The organism is Janthinobacterium sp. UMAB-56, from assembly GCF_900095265.1.
Taxonomy (GTDB): domain Bacteria; phylum Pseudomonadota; class Gammaproteobacteria; order Burkholderiales; family Burkholderiaceae_D; genus Janthinobacterium.
This window is the reverse complement of the sequence record NZ_LT607651.1, coordinates 103,895-128,853: the sequence shown is the minus strand read 5'-3', so window position 1 is coordinate 128,853 and position 24,959 is coordinate 103,895. Positions and strand designations below refer to the sequence as shown.

The 24,959-nt window shown below is 60.6% G+C and carries 18 protein-coding genes; 7 read left to right on the top strand and 11 right to left on the bottom strand.

The genetic code is table 11. From position 1 onward, the window contains the following. Positions 1-2: 2 nt before the first annotated feature. The 4 genes from K0F85_RS00610 to K0F85_RS00595 form a co-directional block, all read right to left on the bottom strand. Complete coding sequence (locus tag K0F85_RS00610; RefSeq protein WP_219114084.1) at positions 3-1,022, bottom strand: serine hydrolase; 1,020 nt, start codon at positions 1,020-1,022, stop codon at positions 3-5. A 390-nt stretch (positions 1,023-1,412) separates the two neighbouring features. After that, positions 1,413-1,724, bottom strand: coding sequence for a hypothetical protein (locus tag K0F85_RS00605; protein WP_219114083.1), 312 nt, complete (start codon positions 1,722-1,724; stop codon positions 1,413-1,415). A 296-nt stretch (positions 1,725-2,020) separates the two neighbouring features. Further along, positions 2,021-4,333, bottom strand: coding sequence for a PAS domain S-box protein (locus K0F85_RS00600; RefSeq protein ID WP_219114082.1), 2,313 nt, complete (start codon positions 4,331-4,333; stop codon positions 2,021-2,023). Between the two features lie 118 nt (positions 4,334-4,451). Further along, complete coding sequence (locus K0F85_RS00595; protein WP_219114081.1) at positions 4,452-5,438, bottom strand: SDR family oxidoreductase; 987 nt, start codon at positions 5,436-5,438, stop codon at positions 4,452-4,454. A gap of 127 nt (positions 5,439-5,565) precedes the next feature. Between K0F85_RS00595 and K0F85_RS00590 the strand changes: the two genes are divergently transcribed. The 4 genes from K0F85_RS00590 (at position 5,566) to K0F85_RS00575 (ending at position 8,513) form a co-directional block, all read left to right on the top strand. Then, positions 5,566-6,135 (top strand): TetR/AcrR family transcriptional regulator, encoded by a 570-nt coding sequence (locus tag K0F85_RS00590; RefSeq protein WP_219114080.1) that lies wholly within the window; start codon positions 5,566-5,568, stop codon positions 6,133-6,135. A 68-nt stretch (positions 6,136-6,203) separates the two neighbouring features. Beyond that, positions 6,204-7,844, top strand: coding sequence for a SulP family inorganic anion transporter (locus K0F85_RS00585; RefSeq protein WP_219114079.1), 1,641 nt, complete (start codon positions 6,204-6,206; stop codon positions 7,842-7,844). A 2-nt stretch (positions 7,845-7,846) separates the two neighbouring features. Continuing rightward, a complete protein-coding gene (locus K0F85_RS00580) occupies positions 7,847-8,230 on the top strand; it encodes an Imm1 family immunity protein (RefSeq protein ID WP_219114078.1) in 384 nt (127 codons plus the stop codon). Between the two features lies 1 nt (position 8,231). Further along, positions 8,232-8,513 (top strand): hypothetical protein, encoded by a 282-nt coding sequence (locus tag K0F85_RS00575; protein WP_219114077.1) that lies wholly within the window; start codon positions 8,232-8,234, stop codon positions 8,511-8,513. 174 nt (positions 8,514-8,687) lie between these two features. Here the strand turns inward: K0F85_RS00575 and K0F85_RS28465 are convergent, their stop codons facing one another. From K0F85_RS28465 to tssF, 7 genes are all read right to left on the bottom strand, one after another. After that, positions 8,688-8,927, bottom strand: coding sequence for a GNAT family N-acetyltransferase (locus K0F85_RS28465; RefSeq protein ID WP_257572432.1), 240 nt, complete (start codon positions 8,925-8,927; stop codon positions 8,688-8,690). A 313-nt stretch (positions 8,928-9,240) separates the two neighbouring features. Continuing rightward, a complete protein-coding gene (locus tag K0F85_RS28460) occupies positions 9,241-10,353 on the bottom strand; it encodes a T6SS immunity protein Tli4 family protein (RefSeq protein ID WP_257572431.1) in 1,113 nt (370 codons plus the stop codon). Further along, the gene (locus tag K0F85_RS00560; RefSeq protein WP_219114076.1) at positions 10,350-12,272 is read right to left on the bottom strand and encodes a triacylglycerol lipase; all 1,923 of its coding nucleotides are present in this window, start codon (positions 12,270-12,272) and stop codon (positions 10,350-10,352) included. The genes K0F85_RS28460 and K0F85_RS00560 overlap by 4 nt, the downstream gene beginning before the upstream one ends. After that, positions 12,269-14,866: a type VI secretion system Vgr family protein gene (locus K0F85_RS00555; RefSeq protein ID WP_219114075.1), complete on the bottom strand. Its 2,598-nt coding sequence runs from the start codon at positions 14,864-14,866 to the stop codon at positions 12,269-12,271. The genes K0F85_RS00560 and K0F85_RS00555 overlap by 4 nt, the downstream gene beginning before the upstream one ends. Positions 14,867-14,878: 12 nt before the next feature. Beyond that, on the bottom strand, positions 14,879-15,166 hold the full coding sequence (locus K0F85_RS00550) for a PAAR domain-containing protein (protein WP_374198627.1): 288 nt from the start codon (positions 15,164-15,166) through the stop codon (positions 14,879-14,881). Further along, positions 15,163-16,188 (bottom strand): type VI secretion system baseplate subunit TssG, encoded by a 1,026-nt coding sequence (gene tssG, locus K0F85_RS00545; RefSeq protein WP_219114074.1) that lies wholly within the window; start codon positions 16,186-16,188, stop codon positions 15,163-15,165. The genes K0F85_RS00550 and tssG overlap by 4 nt, the downstream gene beginning before the upstream one ends. Then, positions 16,152-17,957 carry a type VI secretion system baseplate subunit TssF gene (gene tssF / locus K0F85_RS00540; RefSeq protein WP_219114073.1) on the bottom strand — a complete coding sequence of 602 codons (1,806 nt, stop codon included), beginning with the start codon at positions 17,955-17,957 and terminating at the stop codon, positions 16,152-16,154. The genes tssG and tssF overlap by 37 nt, the downstream gene beginning before the upstream one ends. Positions 17,958-18,132: 175 nt before the next feature. Here tssF and tssK point away from each other — a divergent pair, with 175 nt between their 5' ends. From tssK to K0F85_RS00525, 3 genes are all read left to right on the top strand, one after another. Then, on the top strand, positions 18,133-19,479 hold the full coding sequence (gene tssK, locus K0F85_RS00535) for a type VI secretion system baseplate subunit TssK (RefSeq protein WP_219114072.1): 1,347 nt from the start codon (positions 18,133-18,135) through the stop codon (positions 19,477-19,479). A 162-nt stretch (positions 19,480-19,641) separates the two neighbouring features. Further along, complete coding sequence (locus tag K0F85_RS00530) at positions 19,642-22,701, top strand: PAS domain-containing hybrid sensor histidine kinase/response regulator (RefSeq protein WP_219114071.1); 3,060 nt, start codon at positions 19,642-19,644, stop codon at positions 22,699-22,701. Next, complete coding sequence (locus tag K0F85_RS00525) at positions 22,698-24,860, top strand: HAMP domain-containing sensor histidine kinase (RefSeq protein WP_219114070.1); 2,163 nt, start codon at positions 22,698-22,700, stop codon at positions 24,858-24,860. The genes K0F85_RS00530 and K0F85_RS00525 overlap by 4 nt, the downstream gene beginning before the upstream one ends. Positions 24,861-24,959: the final 99 nt, after the last annotated feature.

Sequence of the window (24,959 nt, the reverse complement as noted above, 5' to 3'; positions counted from 1 at the left end):
GCTTACATCTGCGTTGCATCCGCCTTCAGGATGGCCTTCAGGATGTCTTCCGAGCGGCGCTGCCCATAACCCTTGCCATAGGCGCTCGAGGCGATGCTGATCACCATGCGGCGCGCAGGGATCACGTAGATCTTGTTGCCACCATTGCCCGAGGCGAAATGCACGGCGATCTTTTGTCCTCCGATGTCCTGCGTCTTCGCGTACCAGAAATAGCCGTAGCTGTCGGCGTAGCGGTCCACGGCGCCGATGGCCACGCGCGGCGCCAGTGCCGCTTGCAGCCAGGCGGCGTCGATCACCCGCCGGCCATCGACGACGCCGTCGTCGAGCACCATCTGGCCAATTTTTGCCGTGTCGCGCGCGCGCAGCGACAGATTGCCCTGGCCTTTCGGGTGCTTGGCCACGTCGCGGCCCCAGCTCCAGCGGGTGATGCCCAGTGGTGCGAACAAGACCTTGGCGGCGTAGTCTTCCAGGTCGGCGCCGCTGGCGCTTTCCACCACTCTGCCCGCGATGTACGACCCCAGCGAGTTGTAGCGGTATATGCTGCCCGGCGTCGTGGCAGCCGGTATGGCGCGCACAAAGGCGGCGGGATCGGGGGCCTCATCGAGTTTGTCTTCATTGCCTGGCGACTGTTCGTCTTCGTCAAAGGCGGCCAGGCCAGAACGCATGGTCAGCAAGTCGTCAAGAGCGACCTTGCCCGCCGGGCTGCCGGCTACTCCGGGCCAGTAATCGCCCACCGTCTTGCTGGTGGTCAGCTGGCCGCGCGCCACTGCCGCGCCCACCAGCAGGGCGGTGATGCTCTTGCCGGCCGAGCGGATGTCGTGCAGGGTGTCGGCCGTCTCGCCGTTGTAATAGCGTTCGGCCACGATGGCACCATCGCGCAGCACGACGACGGCGCGCAGGTCGCCGTGGCTGTCGCGGTCCTGCGCTTGCAGGACTTGTTCCAGGGTGGCAGGGGTGTCTGGCGCGCTGGCGGCGCAAGGCAGGCACAGGGCAGCAATCAGGAGAAAGGGCAAGTGGCGCATGGGATGAATTTCGCGGCGATGGTCGGACTGCCAGTGTCCCGCATGTGTGCCGCTTTGTCGCGCGCAAGCTGGCCTGTTCGATGAGTTTTGCATGAAGGCGCGCAGAAAGATGCGCTATTTGGCGCCGCGCCAGGCAAAAAGGACAGCCGAAGCTGTCCCTGGTACTCGAAGTGATCAAGCAAGCGCCGACCCGGCAGATGCGTTCCCGCGCCTGCATTTGCGCTTACTTTGCCGGTGTGGCAGCAACGGTTGCGTCTGCTTTACTGACCTTGTTTACACTTGTTTGCAATCAGGTGTTTTGGCGGCCATTGATGCTTGATGTGGGCATGGAAACGAAAAAAGACAGCCGAAGCTGTCTTTTAATGCGGCGCAAGAAACGCGCGCGACTGATTACTTGGCTGCTGCTGCGGTCGCTTCAGTTTTGGCTTCGTCAGCCTTGGCCATGGCTTTTTTTGCTTTGTGATGGGCTTTGGCTTTGGTGGCTTTGGCATCGGCCTTGGCGCTGGCCATATCGGCTTTCGCATCGGCTGCGACGGCGGCTTCCTTGGCGTCGGCTTTCACGACTGCCTTGGTTTCCTTGGCTTCCGCTTTTGCCACTTCCTTGGTGTGCTTGGCTTCGGCCTTGGCAGGCGCGGCTGGCGTTTGAGCAAAGGCTGCGGTAGCGAACAAGCCGGCGATCAGAGTAGCGATTACTTTTTTCATGGTGCAGTTCCTCGAGAAGTGGGTTGTCGTTCAGGAGAGGCATTTCCCCTGTCACTGAGCCAAAAACGCGCTGAGTGGCAATAGCGTTGACAGCGATTCGGCCTAATTACAAACACTTACATTTGCCGGCGCAGGCGCTCTGTTCGCTGGCGTAGCGCGCGCTAGCCGGCTGCCGGGCGTGTAGGATGAACAGGACAAGCGGCAGGCGGGCGCTGAATGGAACGTCAGCAATGCGCCATGGGCGGGCTATGCACGCAGCGCGCAAGGCCACGATGCGGCGATGAAAAAGCGCGCGTTTACCGTTCCGGCTTGAATGGCAGGGTGGTGCGCCTGAGTTGCAGGGCTTCGTCGATGGCGGCATTGAGCTGGACAATCTCGACGGGTTTGGTCAGGTAGCGGAAAAAGCCCGCGGCCAGGCCATGCCGGATGTCGCCCTTCATGGCATTGGCCGTCAGGGCGATGACGGGAATGTGCGCGGTGCGCGTATCGTCGCGCAAGATACGCTGCGCCTGGTTGCCATTCATGCCGGGGAGGTTGATATCCATCAGGATGACATCGGGGCAGTGTTCCAGCGCCAGCGCGATGCCCTGGCGCGCGTCGGTGGCCGAGATCATGCGCAGGTGGGGCAGGAAGCTGACGATGTCTTCCACCAGCCGCAGGCTGGCAGGATTGTCTTCCACGTACAGCAGCAGGGCCTGACCGGCGGCATTATCCGCAGCGAGGTCAGGGGGCTGGGACAGCCCATCCGTATCCCGCGCGCCCCTGTCGGGTGGGGCGGCCATGGTGTCGAGTTCGATCCAGAACACGCTACCCACGCCGAGGCTGCTGTGCACGCCCATGCGCCCGCCCATCAGTTCGACCAGGCGCTTGGTGACGACCAGGCCGATGCCCGTGCCTTCTTCGCTGCCGGCTTCCTGCCCCAGGCGGTTAAAGGGCTGGAACAGTTCGGCCATCTGCGCGTCGTCCAGTCCCTTGCCTGTGTCGCGGATGGCGAGGCGCACGCACAGCGCGTCGGGTTGCGAAATTTCCAGCGCGACCTTGCCGGCCGGGCGGTTGTATTTGATGGCGTTCGACAGCAGGTTCAGCAGGACTTGCTTGAGGCGGGTGTGGTCGGCCCTCACCGTCAGCGGTCCGCAGGCGGAGAAGCTCATCTCAAGCTGGCGCTGCTGCGCCTGCTCTTCCACCATCACGCGCACTTCCTCGATCAGCGCGGGCAGCGTCACCGCTTCCATCGACAGGCTCAAGCTGCCTGATTCTATCTTCGCCAGGTCGAGGATTTCATTGATCAAGGTGAGCAGATGGCGGCCCGAGGTGACGATGTTTTGCACGAAGGTGCGTTTTTGCAGCGCGGTCGCAGGCAGGGCTTCGTTGGCCAGCAGCTGGGCAAAGCCGAGGATGGCGTTCAGCGGCGTGCGCAGCTCGTGCGACATGCTGGTGAGAAAACGGTCCTTCGCCTGGCTGGCCCGCTCCAGTTCGACTTTCTGTTCGTTGAGCGTGCGTTCGATGCGCTTGCGCTCGGAGATGTCGCGGATGGCCGAGGAAACCAGCACACCTTCCTCTGTTTCCAGCGGCGACAGGCTGATTTCGACAGGAAATTCGGTGCCATCGCGGCGCAAGCCGTACAGTTCCAGCCCTGCGCCCATGGAGCGGGCCCGCGGTGCGGTGGAAAAGGCTTGGCGATGATGCGGGTGCTCGGCCGCGTAGCGGGCCGGGATCAACACTTCCACATTGCGCCCAAGCAACTCTGCGCGCGAATAGCCGAACAGCCGTTCCGTCTGCGAGTTGACGAGCACGATCTCGCCATCGCCGTTGACGATAACGATGGCATCCGGCGCCGATTCGAGCAGGCCGCGGAACTTCTGCTCGGCCCGGCGCCGGTCGCTGACGTCGCGGATGGCGCTGATGACGAAGGTGCCGATCTCCGTCTGGATGGGTGACAGGCTGATTTCCACCGGGAACTCGACGTTGTCCTTGCGCAAGCCCAGCAATTCCAGGTCGGCGCCCATGGTGCGCGTGCGCGGCTGGTCGAAATAGCGCACGCGGTGTCCCACGTGCGCATGGCGCAGGCGTGGCGGCAGCAGGCTATCGATTTGCTTGCCGCTCAATTCGCCTTCCGCGTAGCCGAACAGCCGCTGCGCCTGCTGGTTGGCCAGTACGATGGCGCCCGTGGCATTGACCATGATGACGCTGTCTGGCGTCGATTCGAACAGCACGCGGTAGCGCGCGTCGACGAATTGGGCGTCGCGCGCCGCCCTCAGCAAGGTCGTGTCTTTCATGGTGGAGATCAGGTAGCGAGGGCCATTCGCACCAGCCTGTGCGGACTGGCACGCCACGTCAACGTAGATGAGTTCGCCATCTTTGCGCCGCCGCAGCGATTCGCGGTCGTAGCAGCCTTGCAGGGTCAGCTGTTCGTCGATCAACACATTCGCCTCGGCCTGTCCGGGCAGCGAGATCAGTTCCCAAAGTTTGCAGCCCAGCGCCTCCCCGCTGGCATAGCCGAAAATGCGCTGCACCCCGGCCGTCCAGCGCACAACGACATGGTCTTCGTTCGTGATGACAACACCGCCAGGGGCGCCGCTGAGGATAAGCTGATCTAAGTCGGCATCCATTTTTTCTCGCACGCGTGAGTAGGCTTGCCGGGTGGCAGGCTGTGTGCGTAAGCTAGCGAGAAGCCGGAGCAAAGTCAATGCATTTGTGCGTGACGTTTCCCTGAGCGCGTGCCCTGGCCTATGCTCCCACGCTGCCGGTGACGGGCAGGACGATACCTGTGATGTAGCTGGAACAGGCGGGCGAGGCCAGAAAGACGTAGGCGGGCGACAGTTCCTCTGGCTGGGCCGGCCGATGCATGTCCGTGTCCTGGCCGAATTTCCGGATGTCCTCGGACGATTTGTCGGCGGGGTTGAGTGGCGTCCAGACAGGTCCGGGTGCGATGGCGTTGACACGGATGCCCTTGTCGAGCAGGTTGCTGGCCAGCGCCATGGTAAACGCATGGATGGCGCCCTTGGTGGTGGAATAGTCGAGCAAGTGCCTGGAACCCTGCAAGCCTGTCACGGAACCCGTGTTGATGATGGACGCGCCCCGCTGCAAATGGGGCAGCACGGCCTTGGCCATGTGAAAGTAGCCGTAGACATTGGTTTTCATGGTGAGGTCGAAGCGCTCCTCGCTCAGGTCCAGCAAGGACTCGGCGTGTTCCTGGAAGGCGGCGTTGTTCACCAGTACGTCGATGTGCGTGAACTTCTCCAGCACCTGGCTGACGGCTTGCTGGCAAAAGCCCTGGTCGCGCACGTCGCCGGGAATCAAGAGGCAGCTCTGGCCTTCCGCTTCCACCCAGCGCTTCGTTTCGTTGGCGTCAGCGTGTTCATTCAGGTAGATGATGGCCACGTCTGCCCCTTCGCGCGCGTACAGCACGGCCACGGCGCGGCCGATGCCCGAGTCGCCGCCCGTAATGAGCGCCACCATGCCGGCCAGCTTGCCGCTGCCGCAATAGTCGGGCGCCAGGAAGCGCGGTTTCAACTGCATCTGCCCTTCGATGCCAGGCTTGTCCAGATGCTGGGCCGGCAAGGGAGGGGCGGGATGGCTGCGGTGGCCCGTCTGCACGGGCTGCTGGCTTTCCTTGCCTGGCTTGGCGGCATCGCGCTGCTTGTCTTCTTGATCCTGTTCCTGTTGTATGCTGCGCTGCAAGTTGCCGGCGGACTGGTCCTTGTTTTCGTTCATGCTGGTCTCCCTGTAAACGAAGGGCCAGTATCGGCGCGGCAAAAGCATCGAACGGTGCGCTTGCTAACAGAGTGGCGCAAACAGGCGTAAAGTTATATGATGAACGACATAAATGTAGGAGGGCAGCATGAAAGTGAGCAGAGAGCAGGCGGCACTGAACCGCGAGCGCATCGTGGATGTGGCCGCCAAGCTGTTTCGTGAAAAAGGCTATGACGGCATCGGCGTGGCCGACCTGATGAAGAACGCGGGCCTCACGCATGGCGGCTTCTATGGTCATTTCGCGTCCAAGGAAGACTTGATGATCGAGGCGTGCCAGCATGCCTTGGAGAAATCACTGGATGGCTGGCAGGCGAAGGTCGCCAGCGATCCGCAGCGGGCGCTGCCGGCGATTATCGACAACTATCTGACTACCCGGCACCGCGACCAGCCCGGCGGCGGCTGCCCGGCGGCGGCCATGGGCGTCGATGCGGCGCGCATGTCGCCCGGCGCGCGTCCCGCGTTTACCAAGGCTACGCAGCAGCAGTTCGCCTTGCTGCAGGGCTTGCTGCCCGAAGGCGCGCCGGAGGAACGGCGTCAGCAAGCCATTTCCACGTTTGCCGCCATGGTGGGCGCCATGGTGCTGGCGCGCGCCATCGATGACGAAGCCCTGTCGGTCGAAATCCTCGATGCCGTGAAGGCGCAATTGCTGGCAGACTAAGCACGCCACCCCTGTCAGCCAGCCGCGTCGCATGATAGGCTTCGGTTTTCAGTTTTCGGGATTTCATCATGCTGCTTTGGCTCAGGCAATACCGGCGTCCTCTGTTGGCCGGGGACCTCACCGCCGGTATCGTTGTCGCCATGATGATGGTGCCGCAAGGCATGGCGTACGCGCTGGTGGCAGGCTTGCCGCCCGTGGTGGGCATCTACGCCAGCATCCTGCCGCCCGTGCTGTACGCCTTGTTCGGCAGCAGCATGACGCAATCGGTGGGCCCCATGGCCATCGTCTCCTTGATGACGGCCGCCGCGCTGGCGCCGCTGGCAGACCCTGGTTCCTCCTTATACATCGTGCTGGCCGCCCAGCTGGCCTTCATCAGCGGCCTCGTGCTTCTGCTGTGCGGCGTGCTGCGCCTGGGCTTCATGGCCAGCTTTTTGTCGCGCCCCGTGATCAGCGGTTTCAGCAATGGCGCCGCGATCCTGATTATCTGGGGGCAGATCACGCCCCTGCTGGGTGCGTCCATGCCCCACTGGCATGCGCCCAGCCTGGTACTCGGGCTGTCCGGCCTGCTGTTCCTGTGGCTGGCCAGGCGTTACCTGTCGCGCCTGCTGCAACGCTGCGGCCTGAACAAGTCGGCGGCCGACGTGGGCGCGCGCCTGGCGCCGATGGCGCTGGTGCTGGCCGGCATCGCGCTCGTCGCCTATGGCGGCCTGGAAGCGATGGGCGTGCAGACGACGGGCCACGTGCCCAGCGGCTTGCCAGGCCTGAACCTGGCCACCTCCGGCGCGCATTGGCGCACGCTGCTGTCGCCGGCGCTGCTGATCGCCTTCATCGTCTTCCTGATGAGCATGTCCGCCGCCCAGACCCTGGCACAAAAGCGCGGCGAAAAGCTGCACACCAACCGCGAACTGCTGGGCCTGGGCGCGGCCAATGTGGCCAGCGCGCTGTCGGGAGGCTTTCCCGTCACGGGTTCCATCTCGCGCTCGGCTGTCAATTTCCAGGCGGGCGCGAATACGCCGCTGGCCAGCATCATCACGGCGGGCTTGCTGGCGCTGGCGCTGGTGGCGCCCACGGGCTGGCTGGCCCTGTTGCCGCTGCCCGTGCTGGCAGCCACCATCATCTTTGCCGTGGCCAGCCTGCTGGACTGGGACACCTTGAAATTGTCATGGCGCTACGACCGCAGCGATGCGCTGGCCCTGCTGGCGACCACTGCCGGCGTGCTGGTGCTGGGCGTGGAAGCGGGCGTGGTGATCGGCGTGCTGCTGTCGATGGGCACCCTGATCTGGCGCGCCAGCCGTCCGCACATCGCCGTACTGGGCCGCATTCCGAATAGCGAACACTTCCGCAACGTGGAACGTTATGAAGCGCTAACCTTGCCCGACGTCTTGTTGCTGCGCATCGATGCGGGCTTGTTCTTCGGTAACGTGGAAGCCGTCACGGAGCGTGTCGAGGACGAATTGCGCGGCCACCCGACGGCGCGCCAGTTGGTGCTGGTGCTGTCGGCCGTCAACCAGATCGACAGCACGGCCTTGCTGGGCTTGATCGAGCTCAATAGGGCGCTGATCAAGCGCGGCATCAGCCTGAACCTGGCCGAAGTGAAGGGGCCCGTGATGGACCGCCTGCGCCACAGCAGCCTGCTGCAAGACCTGAGCGGCAAGCTGTATCTGAGCACGGCTCTGGCGATGAGCGATTTGAGCGGAGGCAAGGCATGACCATGGCATTGACTCTGCATGGAGAGACGCGCGCCGTTGATAATATCCTCGCGCTGGAACAGGCGCTGGTTGAGGCGCGTGCGCTGGCTCAGTGCGAATTGTGGCTGACCAGGGCGACGGAAGCGGAGCAGGGCCCGGCCCTGTGCATGCTGCGCAATGGCGGCAATGCCTGGCTGATGTATCTGTCGGGGCAAGATGAGCTGAGTTTTCATACCGTGGGCGACGAAGAGGCAGACGGCGTTTGCAGCTATCTGCTGTCCAACGGCCAGGTGGACGAGTATCCGGAAGCCTGGTGCGTGGACGTACAACAATGCCAGCGTGCCTTTGTCGCGTTTTTCAGGACAGGCGGCGCGCGGCCAGCGGCCATCGCGTGGGAGGCGGATTGAGATGGCGCACACCACGCAAACCATCATCGCCGATATCGACCGGGACTTGTTCGCCGCGCTGGACGCCAGGGCAGGTTTGCTCACGCTGCGCGCCATCTTGCTGCGCTATAAGGCCAGCGGCGTGACGGCGGCGAAAGTGGTCGCCTTGCTGCACGAACTGCGGCCGTCTATGCAGGACGGTGCGCAGGAGGGCCCGCTGGAAGACGTGATACTGGACACCCTCGACATGGTGACGGGCTGGTGCGGGCCGGAGTTACGGGTATGGGACGACCAAGTCATATGAATCATCAAGAAGAACGCCTTGACGCCTGATACGACGGCTCAGCCATCTGCATGATCACCGTCGGCGCGCAGGGGGACCCGCTGGACCTGGGGGACGACGAAGTGCGCGTCCTGATCGCGAAGGTGCAGCAATGCCTGGCCGAGTCCGAAGCCGCTGCCACGCAAGACTGAAAGCTCAGGCGGCCGCCAGCGCCTTTTCCATCGCCACGCTGGCCAGGCTGATGCCGCTGGGATGCGCATACGCTTCCTCGCGCAAGGCGATAAAGCCGGCGGCCCGGTAAAACGGCACGGCGTTCAGCGACGCGGACAATTGCAGGCGCACCATGCCGCGCTCGCGCGCCAGCTGCTCCAGCGCCGCCAGCAGGTGCTTGCCGATGGCCCAGGCCAGCGCGCGCGGGATCGACGAACACGGCATCGACTTCCTGCTTGTCCACATCGAGCATGGCATAGCCGGCGATGGCCCCGTCCTGCATCGCCACGATGCCGCCACCGGCGGCCAGCATGGCGGCATACGCAGGCGGCACGGTCGAAGCCGTCCATACAGCAATTTGCTCCGGCGCATAATACGTGGCACAACTGACGCGCACGGCCACCGTGCGCAAGGCCCACAGGGCGTCGGTGTCAAAGGGCAGGGCGGGGCGCAGGATGATGGTCATGGAGGTTTTCCGGGCAAAAGGAGCATGCTAGCGCAATGGCGGGCAGCACGCCAGCATGAGCTTTCCCAGCCGTCACTGCGCTGGCTGGTCCGGATCGATGTAATACGAACCCGGCGGCGCACCCGGCACTTTCACCCGGAACTTCAGGCCGGACAGCAGCTTGTCCCACAAGGCGATGGCCTCTTCGTCCGTCAGCGACGCGGCTTCGGCGGCGCCGACCATGTTGTGGGCGACTTTGGTGTACATCTTGACTTCCAGCACAGATGGATTTGCGATGTCTTTCGGTTTGCCTACCAATGCCCATTCAAAATCATGTACTCCATCAGGGCGCAGGATGAGTGACTCTTCCCCCTTCCAATGCTGAACGTCCCGCTTCCCTTCGCGTAACAAGTTCCGCTTGGGATAAGTCGCTCCCTGTATGTCTTTTGCACTCTGTATGCGGTTGAGCAAGGATAATTCGCCACGCAGGCGCTTCTCAAATTCCTCTGAAGAGTGATCGCTGTATGCATCCTTGTTGGAGCTCACCGAAAAAGTTATATCAGGAATACTTGGAAAATGAATTCCGACGTTATCAATCTCTTGCTCTTTATATAAATTTTCTGCCAAGAAGCCATGTTCGAAGCAAACCCCTGGATCTGAAGGGATTTCCTCCGTATCACGCAGCCGTATGTTTTTTGCGAGAAGCAGCTGTCGACGAGCAATTTCTTCTTCTCGTTCCCCGATATCCACATCTACAGCATCTCCAGCAATAAATGTAAAATCTCCTTTTGTAATATAAGTCTTAAAAAATAGAAATTTCATTTCCTTTGCATGAATACTATTGTAATAGCGCAATTGCCAACTATTTTTAATTGGGCCTTCAAGGTTGTATGTGATTTCTGCGCTCTTATTTTTTTTAAAAATTTCTTCAATATCTTTTTCTATTTTAGAATGTAAATTCTTTGTTGTTATTTTTTCCACGTCAATAGTGTTGCTTCCAATAATAAGTTTTGATTCGACTGGAACTTTCAAGGCATAGCGGCCGAAACATAATAATTTAGTTTTTGAAAACATTCTTTCTAATTGCCCATTAAATTTCGCTTTTTCAGGCACAATTTCCTCCTTGGTAATAGAATTTTTTGTGCAGGCAATTATGGAGGAAAATATGAAAATTATTAAAATATATTTAATAAAAATAGATTTCATTTTTTATCCCAATTTGCTAGTTTTGCAATTTGAATTATGGAGTAAAGCATAGATGCAAGCACGTTTTTGTTCAAGTAACTATTTTGGTGTTCATAGCCGCTACCATCTGCTAATCCATGACGAAAAATATTTCCTGTAATATGGCGGGCAGACCGGATTGCTGGAACTGTTTCATCTCCAAGTTCTTTTGCAGACTGCAACTTGAGTTTTAGTATGCGTGATCCAGTTTGAACGGTTAGGATTCCTTTTGCATCATCGTTGATTAGTTTCCATTTCTCTGCATGAGGAGGAGTAAATTTCTTAAAGAAATCTGTCAGTCCACCACCCATACCGTCAGTAACTTTGAAGATGACCTCGCCATAAGATAGGTAGTCTTTTGATTCGCAGTAACTAGCGTATGTTTGTTTGTGGAAGTATTTTTCGATGGACTGTGAAAACGCAAAAGCATCTTTTATTCGCTGGGTTACATTTTTTAGTCCGCCACCTTTTTCATTGGAAATGTTTGCTGGATTTACCCACATTGGATTAATAAGGCGCCACCAATTATGGCTTTGTCGTAGATAAATGCTATCGAGTGCGTTCTGACCTTCTTGCGGCCAGCTCCATAAAATTCGATCTTTGTCGTCCACGACTTTAAGCCAATTCGATCCGTAGGCAACGCCTGGCATCATTTCCAATGCAGCTGGAGCATTTGCTACCATTGCAGTTGCATGCTCTCCGTCAATTCCCAGAACTTGAGCCGTTTTTTTATTGAATGGGCCAGACTTTTCAAGAAAACCGAAGCGCATACGTTTATAGGCGCTTGCCGCACCTATCGACGGCATGACGTTATGATAGACGCCAAGTACTTTTACTTCCTTGTCGTTAACAAGATTTCCATAACTTGGATGCATCAAGGTGCGGGCAAGCAGACCTCCCATGCTATGTGTGACGAGAATGACCTCTTCGCATTTGAATCCGCAGCCCACATAGCCTTTGACAAGCCCTCGTATCCGCTCAGCGATGACGCCGGCGGAGGTAGCATTGCTCTGCAAGAAGTTGTAGCCCATGGCGTGAACAGGATACCAGCATGGAGATATTTTTTTTAGATCAGTCTCGGTAATTGCAGCACCGGATGTGGCACCGAAGGCGCTGGGTGCTTGTAGCACTAATTTTGAAATTTCAGGATATGGACCTTGATTTTTCTTAGAATGAATATCTCTTATCTGCCAATGGGGAAGAATATTTTTTTCTCTGACAATGTTATTCATGAAAAATTCGGCAGTCTTTAGCATTTCACCATAAGCCCCAATAAAAAGTATCTCGCTCCAGCCGCGCCAACGTGCAATTTGTGCCGGTGTTTCACGCAAGGATGGGGGCAAGCTGGTATCTACTATTCCTGGAATGTTGTACCTTGCATTCTCTTTTATTTTTCTTGGACTAATGGCAATCAATGGCGGCACTCCAACAAAATCATGTGGAATGTTAGTGTGACGAAAATCGGAAAGTCCTGTGAGGCTGCCACTAGGTTCAAATCTTCCTTGATATGTGCTGTAAATATAATATTCGACCTCGGTTTCATTTGGGTCAAGGGCCATCTGTCGATCTCTCGGTGATGCATTTTTATACCATCCACCGATGCCATAACCTTCTACGACACTCCATTTTCCGGCCGCGCTCATCATGTCATCTGGCCGCCAAGAGATGTTATCGCTTTTGTCCAGCTCTTTCTGGCGTACCTTGCTCATGCGTAAATTACTACCCATCACGCCTGGTAAAAAGATGATAGGAATTATTTTCCCAGGGGGAATGGTTACGTCATGACGGATCGTGTCGTTGATTTCTGTCATATTTACGGTGTATTCAGCCCACCCACCAACAGTCTGCCGAAACTCGCCTTGATGATTGCCATGCTCATTCAAATCCGTATCGTCATTCATGGAAGTTCTCCCTTGTAGCGTATTGTGTAGCTATCCATGCCGTCTCCTTTCTGTACTGGGGTGAGGCCGTCACTGCTACTCTTTTCACTGATTCTGTGGCCATCTTCGCGTATTAACTCAAAAGCTATATCGGGAGCGGGTGTGCCATCGACTTGCAGCAGTCGAACGGCCTGATCAAAACGCGCTACTGGCCGTTCATTGAATTCCTGCGACACGCTCTTCGGCGCCAAGGTTTCCAGGTTGCCGTTGAAGAGTACTGGGGACGAGGTGAAGAACTGCACCTTGTCGCTGATTTCCAGCATGTGGTTGGCGCCGTGCAGGCGTATGCCTTTCTTGCCCTTGATGTTGACCCAGTCCGCTTCGCTGATCAGCGACAGCACTTTATGGGCGAGGATTTCCACCTCGTCGCTGTGCGCCTCAATGGACACCTTGCCGCTGGCGGCGATCAGCTTCATGCCGGCCTTGTGCACGAACAGGCGGAAGCTTTTGGCGATGCTGGCAAACATGCTGTCGCCGCTGGCGAGTGCAATATGCTTGCGGCTGGTGAACGCCACATGCTCGCTGGCGGCCAGGTGGATGGACTGGGCTGTGCTCAGTTCAATGCCGGCCGGGCTGGCCAGCACCAGATGCGCTTCGGACAGTTCCGGGAAATCGCCGCCGCTGCCCTCGATGGCGGCGTTTTGCTGCTCGATGGCGTCGGCGACGGCGCCTTGTTGCGCGCTGCTGTCTTGCGCACCCGCGTCAACGGCCATGCTGGCCAGTCCCTCTTGCAGTTGGCGTGCCTGCGCCAGGCGGGCCTGGGTTTCGTCGAGTTGCTTGACGGCGCCGGTGCCTGTTGATGTTTCTGTGGTGATCAACATGCCTTTGGCAGCGCGTAGGGCGCCCCAGGCGCTGCTGGCCAGTTCAAAGCCCACACCGCGCGCTTCCTTGCGGCCGGCATTCTCGTCGATGCGGGTGATGTTGCCCAATGAGAGCCGGCTATCCTGGTGCTCGCTGCGCAGCTGTGCCTGGATCGCTCCCTTGGTATCGTCGAGCACGAGATGGTTGGCGCTGCGGGCGCCCAGTTCGCGGCTGCGCCAGCCGGACAGGGCGCGCTGTTGCGGCAATTGCCACGGCGGCGGATTGGCACTGTTGTAGACCACGCCGATGACGATAGGGTGGTCGATATTGCCATCCTGGAATTGCACGACCACTTCCTGACCCACGCGCGGCAGGGCGATTTGCCCCATTTGCGGGCCCGCCATCGGCATCATGACGCGTATCCATGGCGAGCTGCGCTCATCGAAGTCACCCAGGCGGTCCCAGTGAAATTGCAGGCGGATGCGTCCCAGGGCATCGGTATGGATTTCCTCCCCGGCCGGCCCGACCACCAGCGCCGTCTGCACGCCGGCAACCACGCACGGCGTGCTGTTGTAGCCACGGCCCGGCCGCCAACGGATGTCCCGGCGCACGCACACCATATTGTTGACATAGTGGGAAGGTGCGCTGGTGCCAAGCTGATAATTATTGCTGGCGCTATGCACCACTGACACGATCAGGTATTCGCGTTCGGCAATGCTGTCGGGGCGCTCCTGGCCAGGCTGGTAGCGTTTTTCTTCGGCGCTGAAATGTCCATCGAGCCGGAAGCAAAGCCCAGCTTGTGCGCCACGATGATTGCCGGCCGCTTCGAAGTACTGGCGCAAATGGTCGCTTTCTTCCATGCGGCGTTGTGCCAGAGAGTGCCCGTCATCGGCATTTTTGTAACCGTAGGCGCCCGTGTTTTCGTACAATTCATGGGCAAATACATCCCCTTGACGATTCAGGGAGTAGCCGCTGGCAAGGCGTGGTTGCGGATTTTTATAGTCGAAACTGGCCAATGTCAGCTGCCCGGAGCCGAGCCGGCGCACGGCTTGCCACTGTTGCAGGCCATCGTCTTCCATGGAACCCGATTCGGAGTGGAAACGTATGGCGCCGTCGCCGGACGCCGTGGCGATCATGCCAGCCGAGGTGCTGTTGTCTGCGAGCCACAAGGTATGGCCATCGGCGCGGTGCTCGTACCAGTAATGCCAGCCCAGCGCCTCCCAGCGCCGATGCAGGTGGTTGTAGTCGGTTTCATTGTGCTGGTTGGCGCAGCTGAGCTGTGGATCGTCGCCATGAATGCTGGTTTTCCAGTCGCGCTGCCCGTAGTGCGCAAACGTCGTTTCGGTCAGCTGCATCACGCTTTGTCCATGGAAGGAGACGTTGTCCTGGCGCAGCCGGGCGAAGGCCAGCCATGGTTGCAGCACCATGCGGTACCAGGCAAAGCCGCCATCGGCGCGCAGCAGGCAAAATTCGCCTACATAACCGTTAAAGTGACGTAGCGTGCCATCGTCGCGCACCATGGAAATGCTTACCATTCGGCCCATCATGGCCTTGAGCGCAATATGCGCGTCATCGGACAGCAGTTCGGCCTCGAAACGAAAGTCGCGCGACACCTCTTCCCTGGCGTTCAGCGAATTGACCAGCAGGATGGCGCCATCCGGTCCATCTTCATGGGGGAAATCGATTCTCAGCAGGCGCCGTTCTTGCGCAGCGAGGTCGAAGGCCGACAGTGCCTCCTGGATGCTTGCATGCATGGCCTGCCTCCGTTATAGCGATGTGATCAGGTGGGCGCCACAGGCGGTGGCATCGCCGTCATAGGCGTACGGCTTGCCCATGTGTTTTGCGCCGGCGCCATCCGGCGTGATTGGAAAGCTGCCCTTGCACTTGGGGCAGAAGGTCGTGTCATCGGCCAGTGCCGCCGTCTTGCCCATCACGGTGCTGCCGGATGATGCACTGGTGACCTTGCCGCCGTGATCAGTTGCGTCTCCGAGCCGGATGACGCCGCGTCCCGCATGTTTCATGTTTGCCTCGCTTTCCAGGGATGGACTGCTCAAGCCAGTTGCAGCAAATAACGCACTTCGGCGCCGCCTACCTTGCCTTGTGCTGTCTGCAAGAACGTCGTCCAGCCCAGGCGCCGTCTTTCTGCAGGGGCGGGGCTCAGGAGCAGCGGAGTAATGCATGGCGGACTTAATATCAGCCGCACTTCATATTGCAAGTCTGGTACGCCAAACAGCGCCAGCATCTTTGCCAAAGCCGCCGCACCTGCGCTGCGCGGCAGGAAGCGTTGCAGGCGGGCGGGATCCAGCGGCCCGATATGCAGGCAGACACGCATGTCCTGGCGCCAAAGCCGCAGGCCAATTGTTGCGCCGCGCGCCAGGGTAAAGTTGGCACTGCCTAGCAGGCTGCGCCGATTTTTTGCCAGATAGTCCCAGCTACCGACAAATTGTTGCAGGGCGACCGGCACGCCGCAGTACTCGGCCAGTACGGGGCCAATCGCTTGCGCGGAGACGGGGCGGCAGCGCAGCTGACCCGCGTACCAGGCCGCAACCTCTTGCGTCACGGCATCAGGCTCGGCGCTCGACGGCAGCGCAGCCCCCCGCACGCCGGCCAGTGCCAGCAACAAAGGCAATTGTGCATCTTTTGCCTGGGTCTGGAGCGTGGATTCCAGTCGATACTTTTCCCACGCCTGGTAATACAGCACGACCATGCGGTGTGACAAGATATCGAGGAAGGCCGAGACGCCGTCGTCTTTGCTCGACAAGCGGCAGGCGGCAATGCGTTCCGAGTGGTGCAAGGGCAAGGTGCCGCCGACGCCCAGAAAACGCATGAACGTCGGTATCAAGATCAGTTGTTCATTGTCATCAAGCGAGAGCTGCTCGATTTCACTGGCTGGAAAACTCAACGAAAAGCTGTTCTTGAAGCGCAACACCTGGCCGAAGGCTTGCGCGTGAGATACGTTCTGGCCACCTAGCCAGCACAGCAGAATACGCACTGCCTGTATGAACTGGTAGCGGTAGGGCTCGGCCAGCAAGTGGTGGATTACACCAGATTCTGCAATCCGCTTCTTGGTTTGCATCGGATCAGCTCCTCTCCGCTTTGCAGTGACAGCACCACCAGTTCGATGAAACTGTTGATTTGTACATACAGCCCAAGGAAGTGATCGATCACCTGCACAAACAGGTGCATGCCACTGCCGACGAACGCTTCCTCGTCGAGCGTGATGCACACTTCCACGCCATGCGCCAGCGATGTGCCGCGTTTGTGTCGCAACCAGGTCGTGGTCGGCGAGTGCGCCAGCGCGACGATGCCGCCGATCTGGCGTTGCGAGGTGGCCGATTGGGACAAGTCATACAGCGTCAGCATTTCGCGCAGCGCCGGCAGGCCTTCCTGGACCAGTGCATGATGATTCAGCGTCAGATGCGAAATCAGGCGCCAGTGCAAGCCCGCGCCCGGTGAAAAGCGGCGCGGCTGGCTGGGGCGTCGCAGCATGAGCAGTGCAGGTCCGCCGCCGCACGGTTGCAAGTGCCCTTGCGGCTGGCCGTATTTGAGCGACAGCGGCAGATCGCGGTTACTGCATGTCAGCGACAACGAGAGGCTGGCCTTTTCATGGATCAAGGGATTGAAGTCGCTATCGACCAGCGTGATTTTCTTTTCATGGCCAGGACTTTTGATGGCCAAAGCCATATCGTGGCGTACGACCCAGTAATGGCCTTGCCGCGCCGTACTTTCGCCATGGCGCAGGCTGTACAGCGGGCGAAATTCGGTCAGCGTGCTTTCGCTGCCGCGTTGGCGCAGCAAACGCACCGCATCGACAGTGACGACTTCGTAACCATGGGCATGGGTAGCATGGGCCAGTACGGAATAGTCGGTTTTCTGCCGGGTGACGGCGATCGGCACGCCTTCCTGGCGGAAGAGATTGATCGCCGGACTGCAGCCTAACTTCAGGTTTTCGCTGGAAATGCTGGACAACATGCGCGCCGCAGCGGAATCGGGTCGCAAACCGGCCACGCACAGATGCAGGGTAAAGCGCTGACAATCAGGCGGCAGGGCTGCACTCAGCGCCGCGATATCGAGGTCAAAGAAATTGAATTTTTCGGGGTACGCAAAATACTCGCTCAGGATGCGGTAGGCAGGCTGCGAGCGGGCGCCGAAAGGTATCAAGGCATCCATGTCGCCGAAGCCGACAGGCATCACCGGCACGGCGGGCAAGGCCATCCATTGCAGCGCGTCGGTCGACACAAAAGCGCAGACTGTCTGCATGAACATGGCATCGCGCAATACGGCGGAAAAAGAAGCTTCGGCATCGATGAAAACGCGCAGTGATGCGGGCGCCGCAGCGAGATGGCTGATGCCGATGTTCAGCGAGGAAGTCGCTGATGTTGGCAGGCGTACGCCTGGCGGCGCCTTGATCATCGCATCGAAAACCGCGCTGTCCAGTGCCGATGCACCTGTCGTCATGTCGTAGACCGTCTTGAAGCGGCAGCGCACGCCGCGCACAGGCGCTGAGTCCATTTCGCTGCCGGCAGGCAGGTGCAATACGCCTGCTCCGGGCGCTGGGGCGGACAGGCGCACGATGCTGCACGATGGAAAGGGGCGCAGATAATGCGGGAACAGGGCTTCGAACAAGGCTTCGGTCAATTGCGGATAATCGTCATCGAGCCGTTTTGAGATGCGTGCCGCCAGCATGGCAACCGATTCGATCAAATGTTCGATGTGCGGATCTTCGCAAGACTCGCCGGACATGTGCAATTTTCCGGCGATTCTCGGATAGCGTTCGGCAAACTCGCGGCAATGGCGCCGCAGCATCACCAGTTCGCGTTCGAAATACGGCAGCAAGTCCTCCATCTCACTTTTCCTGTGTCTTTGCGGCGGAATGGCCAGTATCCGAGCGTTTGCTCAAAGGTCAATTGCGTTTGCGCAAATAATTGAGCAGGGTTGCTGCGCAACATCAAGGACTACCAGGCGGACCACTGCAGACTGGCAAGGCAGCATGATTCCAACGCTCAATAGGGAGAACGCAATGACCTTGCCATCCAAATTACTTTGGTCCGAGGGCCTGGCCATCGGTCCCCAGCAATTCCAGCAGCTGGACCGCTACCATGAAGCGCGCCTGCAACGTCTGGCTTCCTTGATTAATCCACATTTATGGGGCGTGCATGGTATTTGCTGGAATGCGGATGCACTGGCCAACAATCGCCTGCGGGCGGACGCCATGTCGCTCGTGTTTCAGGATGGGGAACTGTTTGAAGCGCCGCTTGGCGATGTATTGCCCAATGCGGTTGACCTATCCAAACTGCCGTCCAGCGAACATAGTTTTACTTTTTATGCCGCGCTGCCGGCGCTGCAGGCACATGGCGGCAATTTGAGCTCTGCAGGCGCGCGTTATGTCCAGGCCGATATCGAAACCCCGGACCTGTACAGTGAGGCAGTCAGCATAGATGTGGCTTACCTGAAGAAGCGCGTTTCGCTGCTGTCACAACTGGATCCCCTGGATGATTACCTTGCCATCCCGGTCATCCGTTTGTACCGCGCTGGCAATGGCAGCTTTGACATCGATGCCTCGTTCATCCCACCTGGCCTGGCCATAGGCGCCGACTCTTCGCTGCAGAAACTGCTCGACTCGCTGATCGAGCGCATGGGCGCGAAAATTGAGGCGCTGTACAGTCGCCACCGTCAACCGGGCAATAGTACGGTGGAATTTCATGGCGCGGATGTTTCCTCGTTCTGGATGCTCCATACATTGAGCACGGCCAGCGCCGCGCTCAGTCATTGCGCCAGTTACCGGCGCCACCATCCCGTCTATTTGTTTGAAAAAATGATGGCGTTGGCCGGTGGCTTGATGACGTTTTCGAAAAAATACACACTGAGCGACTTGCCGGCTTATTGTCACGCTGATGCGGCTCCCGGTTTCGGCAAACTCGATGGCATCATTCGCGACCTGATCGATACAGTGCTCCTGTCGCGTTACTTCCCGATTGCGCTGTCCAACGACGCGCAACAAAACACCCACTATTATGGCTTGCTCGATGCCACGCGTATCGATCGTCAGACCGAACTCTGTCTTGCGGTAAGCGCCGATATGCCGGCGCTGGAACTGGTCGCCACGGTGCCGTTGCAATTCAAAATTTCATCGCCGGATACGATCGAACTATTGCTGAGCAGGGCGCTTCCAGGTGCGGAGTTGCGCCATATGGCCCAGGTTCCCACCGAAGTGCCGGTACGGCCCATCACGTACTACTTTTCGATCGACAGCAAGGGGAGCATGTATGACAGCATGATCAAGGCGCAGGCGATTGCGATTTATGTGCCGTCTGGCATAAAAGGGCTGAAGCTGGAATTGTTCGGTATCGGCGGCATCGCCGCATGAGCATGCTTGGCGCTGCGAGCGGGTGCATTGTGAAAAGATTGCCCTAAGGAATAGACTTGCCCCTGCAGTTGACGTTATCATGTTTTTGTAAGTGTCAGTGGCTGAGCACTCAGAGCGTGAATGAAACATGGTGACAGGCGGGAGTAAGCATGGGCATGGCGAATGATGCGTGATGTGTCGGGCGGCTTGCGGCCTGGCAGCGGGATGGGCAGGGCAGCGGTGCACCGCTGCTGCCGCGCATGGCTGCTGGCGTTCTGTGTCGCGGCAGCCTTGCCGGCCGCAGCGGCGCCGCACCAGGGCCAGCGCGTGCTGTTCCTCAACGCTTACGATTATGGTCGCGCCGGCGTGGAATCGTACACACGCACCTATGTGGCCGCCATGGCCGCCGCTGGCCTGGCCAGCGAAGACATCATGGTTGAGCACCTCAACCTGAATACCCAGCGCGACCCGGCGCAGCGCAATGCCATGCGCGATTTGTTGCTTTTAAGATACACCGAGATGGCGGGGCGCAAGGCCGACCTGATCATCGCCATGCAGCAGCCGGCGCTCGATTTCCTGTTGTCGGACCTGGCGCCGCTGGCGCGCGGCGTGCCGGTGCTGGCGATCAATACCTCGGGCAAGGCCTTGCCGCCCGGCAGTCCTGCTGCCATCTGGCAGCAAAAAGCGAATGTGGATTTTCCCGGTACCCTGGCGCAAGCCATGGCGCTGTTTCCGGAGACCAAAACCATCGTTATGGCCGTCGGCGCCAGCGAGGCCGACCAGGTCTTGAAGCGCAACATGCAGCAGGCGGCGCTGGCGTGGCAGGGCAAGGTGGCCATGCAGTATCTCGATGGCCACACCCTGGAGCAGATGCGCGCGGCGGTGGCGCACTTGCCCTCCCATACCTTGCTGGTGACGGGCAATGTCAACCGCGACGTGGGCGGCAACATCGCCACTCCCGTGCAATTCTCCGAGCAACTGGCGCGACTGGCCAATGTGCCGGCCTTTGGCATGTATAACGCAACGGTCGGCAAGGGCATCCTTGGCGGCTCCCTGCTGCACATCGAACGGGCCGCGCAACAGGTGGCGCAGATGTCGCTGGCGGCGCTCGATGGCAAGGCGCCTGCCGCGCCGGGCGCCTTGCTGCCGCCGGCCCGCCCGGTACCCATGTATGACTGGGAACAGGTGCAGCGCTGGGATGCCGATATCAGCCGGCTGCCACCGCAGACCCTGTTCTTCAACCGTCCGCCGCAACTGTGGCACGAGCACCGCGTCGCCGTGCTGCTGGTGAGCGGCGTCTTCATCCTGATGGCGGGCTTGCTGAGCGCCTTGCTGCTGCAGCGGCGGCGCCTGCGCCGCGCCGAGAGCGAGGCGCGCGAGAGCGAGCAGCGCTTCCGCATCCTGGTCGAGCATGCGCCGGAAGCCATCCTGGTGTACGACCTTGACCTGGACCGTTTCGTCGACGCCAATAGCAGCGCGCAGCGCATGCTGGGCCTGTCGCGTGAGGCGCTGCTGGCACGCGGGCCGTTCGACCTGTATAGCGGCAAGCAGCCCGATGGCCTGCCGCTGGGGCTGATGATGGAAGAGCATCTGCGCCGCGCCATGCTGGGCGAGCCCGTCCTGGTAGAACGCCATGTGCGGCGCGCCGACGGCAGCATTTTTCCCTGTGAAGTGCGGCTCGTCAAATTGCCCATGGAAGGGCGGCGCCTGGTGCGCAGCGGCATCGTCGACATTTCCGAGCGCAAGCACAGCGAGCAGGAATTGCTTGGCTACCGCGACCACCTGGAGGAACTGGTGCAGCAGCGCACGGCGGCCCTGTCGGTGGCCGTCACCGAGGCGGAATCGGCGAATCGCGCGAAAAGCGTCTTCCTGGCCAATATGAGCCACGAATTGCGCACCCCCTTGAATTCCGTGATTGGTTTTTCGCAGATGATGGCCGATTCGAGCAGCATGTTCGAGGAGGAAAAGCATAACCTCGCCATCATCAATCGCGCCGGCCACCACTTGCTGACCTTGATCAACGATATCCTGGAATTGTCGAAAATCGAAGCGGGCCGCATGCAGCTGCAAACGGGGCCCGTGGACTTGAATGGCTTGCTCGACGAAGTGCTCGAAATGGTGCGCATGCGTTCGAACGACCAGGGCATCGCACTGCAGCTGGAGCGATCCGGCGTGCCGCCGCTGGTGCGCCTCGATGGCGCCAAGCTGCGCCAGGTGCTGCTGAATCTGTTGTCGAACGCGCTCAAGTTCATCGAGCAGGGCAGCGTGACCTTGTCGCTGGCGTGCCAGCCGGCAGACAAGGGGCAAGTTGCGCTGGTGTTCGCCGTGCGCGATACGGGCAGCGGCATCGCGGAAGAGGACCTGGAACGCATCTTTGAACCGTTCGTGCAGGCCGATAGCGCAGTAGCGCAGGCTGGTACAGGGCTGGGGCTGACCATTTCGCGCGAATTCGTGCGCCTGATGGGCGGCGAGCTGCGCGTCGACTCCACGCTGGGGGCCGGTTCCGTCTTCCGTTTCGACCTGCGCGCGCCGGTACTGCAGCAGCCGGCCATCGCGGCGCTGGCGCCGGGCCGCGTGGCGCGCTTGCCGGCGGCCCAGCGCGGGCGCAGGGTGCTGCTGGTCGACGATGACGACAACTGCCGCAAGCTGCTGGCCGGCTTGCTGGCGCCGCTGGGCTTCCAGCTGCAGGAGGCGGCGGGCGGCGCGCAGGCGCAAGCCATGCTGGCGGCGCAGCGCTACGACATGGTGCTGAGCGACTGGCGCATGCCGGACATGGACGGCCTGGCGCTGACGCGCTGGCTGCGCGCGCAAACGGCGCTGGTGCAGCCGCGTCTGGTGATCATGACCGCCTCCGCCTTCGAAGAGGAAAAACAGGAGGCGCTGGCGGCCGGCGCCGACGGCTTCCTGCGCAAGCCGATCGAGCAGGAGCACCTGTTCGCCATGCTGGAGCAGCAACTGGACGTGCGTTTCCAGCGCACTGGCGCCGTGCCATTGCGCGTGCCGGCGGCCGCCTTTGACCTGCAGCAGGCGCTGGGCCACTTGGGCGCGGCCGAACGGCAGGCGCTGCTCGAATCGGTGCAAGCGCTCGATTTGCGGCGCAGCGCCATCGTGCTGGCCGGCGTGGCGACCAGCCTGCCGCAGCTGGCCGCGCACATCGCCGCCATGCTGGAACAGCACCAGTACCAGCCGCTGTGCGCCTTGCTGGCGCAGCTGGCCAGCGAGCCGCAGGGCGAGGACGCATGACGTTTCACGCACCCAAAGCCGCCCGCCTGGGCGGCGTATCCATCGTGCTGGCCGTCAGCGTGGCGCTGACCTTTGTCGTCACCGTGCTGCTGCTGGTGTTTGCCGTGCTGTTTTACCAGTCCGAACGCGAGCAGCGCTGGCAGCAGTTGCATCACAGCCTGTCCGTCAGCGCGGACCAGCTGGCAGTGGCCATCGAGCTGCCATTGTGGAATCTCGATGAAAAGCAGATGCAGGCCATCCTGCGCAGCATGCTGGGCAAGGGCGAACTGGTGGCCAGCTCCCTCACGCCGGGCATCGGCAAGGACGCGCTGGTTTTGCGCCGCAATGCGGCCGGGGCCATCGACACCCTTTCCTCGCTGTCCGCCGAACCGGGCTGGCTGATGCAGCGGCGCCCCGTGACCATCGGTGGACAAGTCATCGGCAGCGTTGCCGTGTACGCGACGCCGGCCCCCCTGTATGCGCAGCTGCGGCAGCGCGCGCTGGGCATCGGCGCCATGATTGTGGCGCTCGACGTGATCCTGGTGGCCAGCATCTGGCTGCTCATGTGGTGTTTGATGCTCAAGCCCCTGAAGGCCATCGGCCAGTATGCAGCCGGCGTCAAGGCGGGGCAGGGCGAGGCGTTTGGCACGCCGCCGAAAGCGTGGTTTCTGGGCGAGCTGCGCACTCTGTACCGTTCCATCCGCGACATGGTGGCGCTGCTCGATAGCCGCTACCGCGCCTTGCAGCGCAGCGAGGAGCGCGTGCAGATGGCCACCGGCGCGGCCAGCATCGGTATCTGGGACTGGAATGTCAGCGGCGGCGCATTGCAGTGGGATGAGCAGATGTACGCGCAGTTCAAGGCCGATGCGGGCGGCGGCGTGGCGCCGGCGGCGATCTGGCGCGCGGCGCTGGTGCCGGCCGACGTGCCGGCCGCCAAGGCGGCCCTGCGCGCCGCGCTGGGCGCCGGCCAGGCGTTTACGCACGAGTACCGCATCCTGTGGCCCGATGGCGCCATTCGCTACATCAAGGCCGTTGCCGTGATTTTCCGCGACGGCTGCGGCCTGCCCTTGCGCCTGGTGGGTTCGAACTACGACATCACCGCGCACCGCGAGGCCGAACTGGAACTGCTGCGCCATCGCCATCATCTGGAAGAACTGGTGGCCGAGCGCACGAGCGCCCTGTCGGTGGCCGTCAGCCAGGCGCAGGCGGCAAACCGCGCCAAGAGCACCTTCCTGGCGAATATGAGCCATGAACTGCGCACGCCCTTGAATTCCGTGATCGGTTTTTCGCGCCTGATGGCCGCCTCGCCCAACATGCAGGACGATGAAAAGCGCAACCTGGCCATCATCCACCGCTCCGGCAATCATTTGCTCACCCTGATCAATGAAATCCTCGAACTGTCGAAGGGCGAGGCGGGACGCTTGCAGGCGCAGACGGCCGTGGTGGCGTTGGCGCCCCTGTTGCAGGAAGTGATGGATATGCTGGGCATGCGCGCCGAGCAGCAGGGACTGGCCCTGCAGCTCGATTGCGCGGACCTGCCGGCGGCCGTGCTGCTCGACGCGACGCGCTTGCGCCAGGTGCTGCTGAACCTGATGTCGAACGCCGTCAAGTTCGCCGGCGGCGGCAAGATCACCTTGCGCGTGCGCGGCGAGCGGCGCGCTGACGCCACGTGGCGTTTGTCGTTCGCCGTCAGCGACACGGGCATCGGCATCGCCGCGGAAGACCAGCAGCGCATTTTCGAGCCCTTCGTGCAGGCCGACAGCGCGGGGCCGAAGGATGGCACGGGCCTGGGCCTGGCCATCTCGCGCGAATTCGTGCAGCTGATGAAAGGCGAACTGACGGTGGAGTCCACGCCGGGGCAGGGCGCCACTTTCCGTTTCAGCATACCCGCGCAGGCGGCCGAAGCGCCCGTGCAGGTGGCCGTGCCGCTGCCTGTTGCGGCGCACGAGGCACCGCCGCCACTGCGGGCGCAGGATTTGCTGCTGTTGGCAGGGACAGAACGCGCAGCCTTGCTGGTGGCGCTGCGCGAATTGAACCTGGCCAGGGTGGCCCAGCTGCTGGCGGCCCTGCCTGCGGCGGCAGCACCGTTGCTGGCGCCGTTGCAGGCCATGCTCGACCAGCATCAGTACCGCCAGCTGTGCGTCTTGCTGGAGAGCGAGGCGGCGCTGGCGCACACTTGAGAGTGTGGGCTGACAACATCGGATTCGATGAAAAGACGGACGAAGTAGCGTGGATACATGGTGCTAAATTGCAATAAAGATTATGATGATAGTACGTAG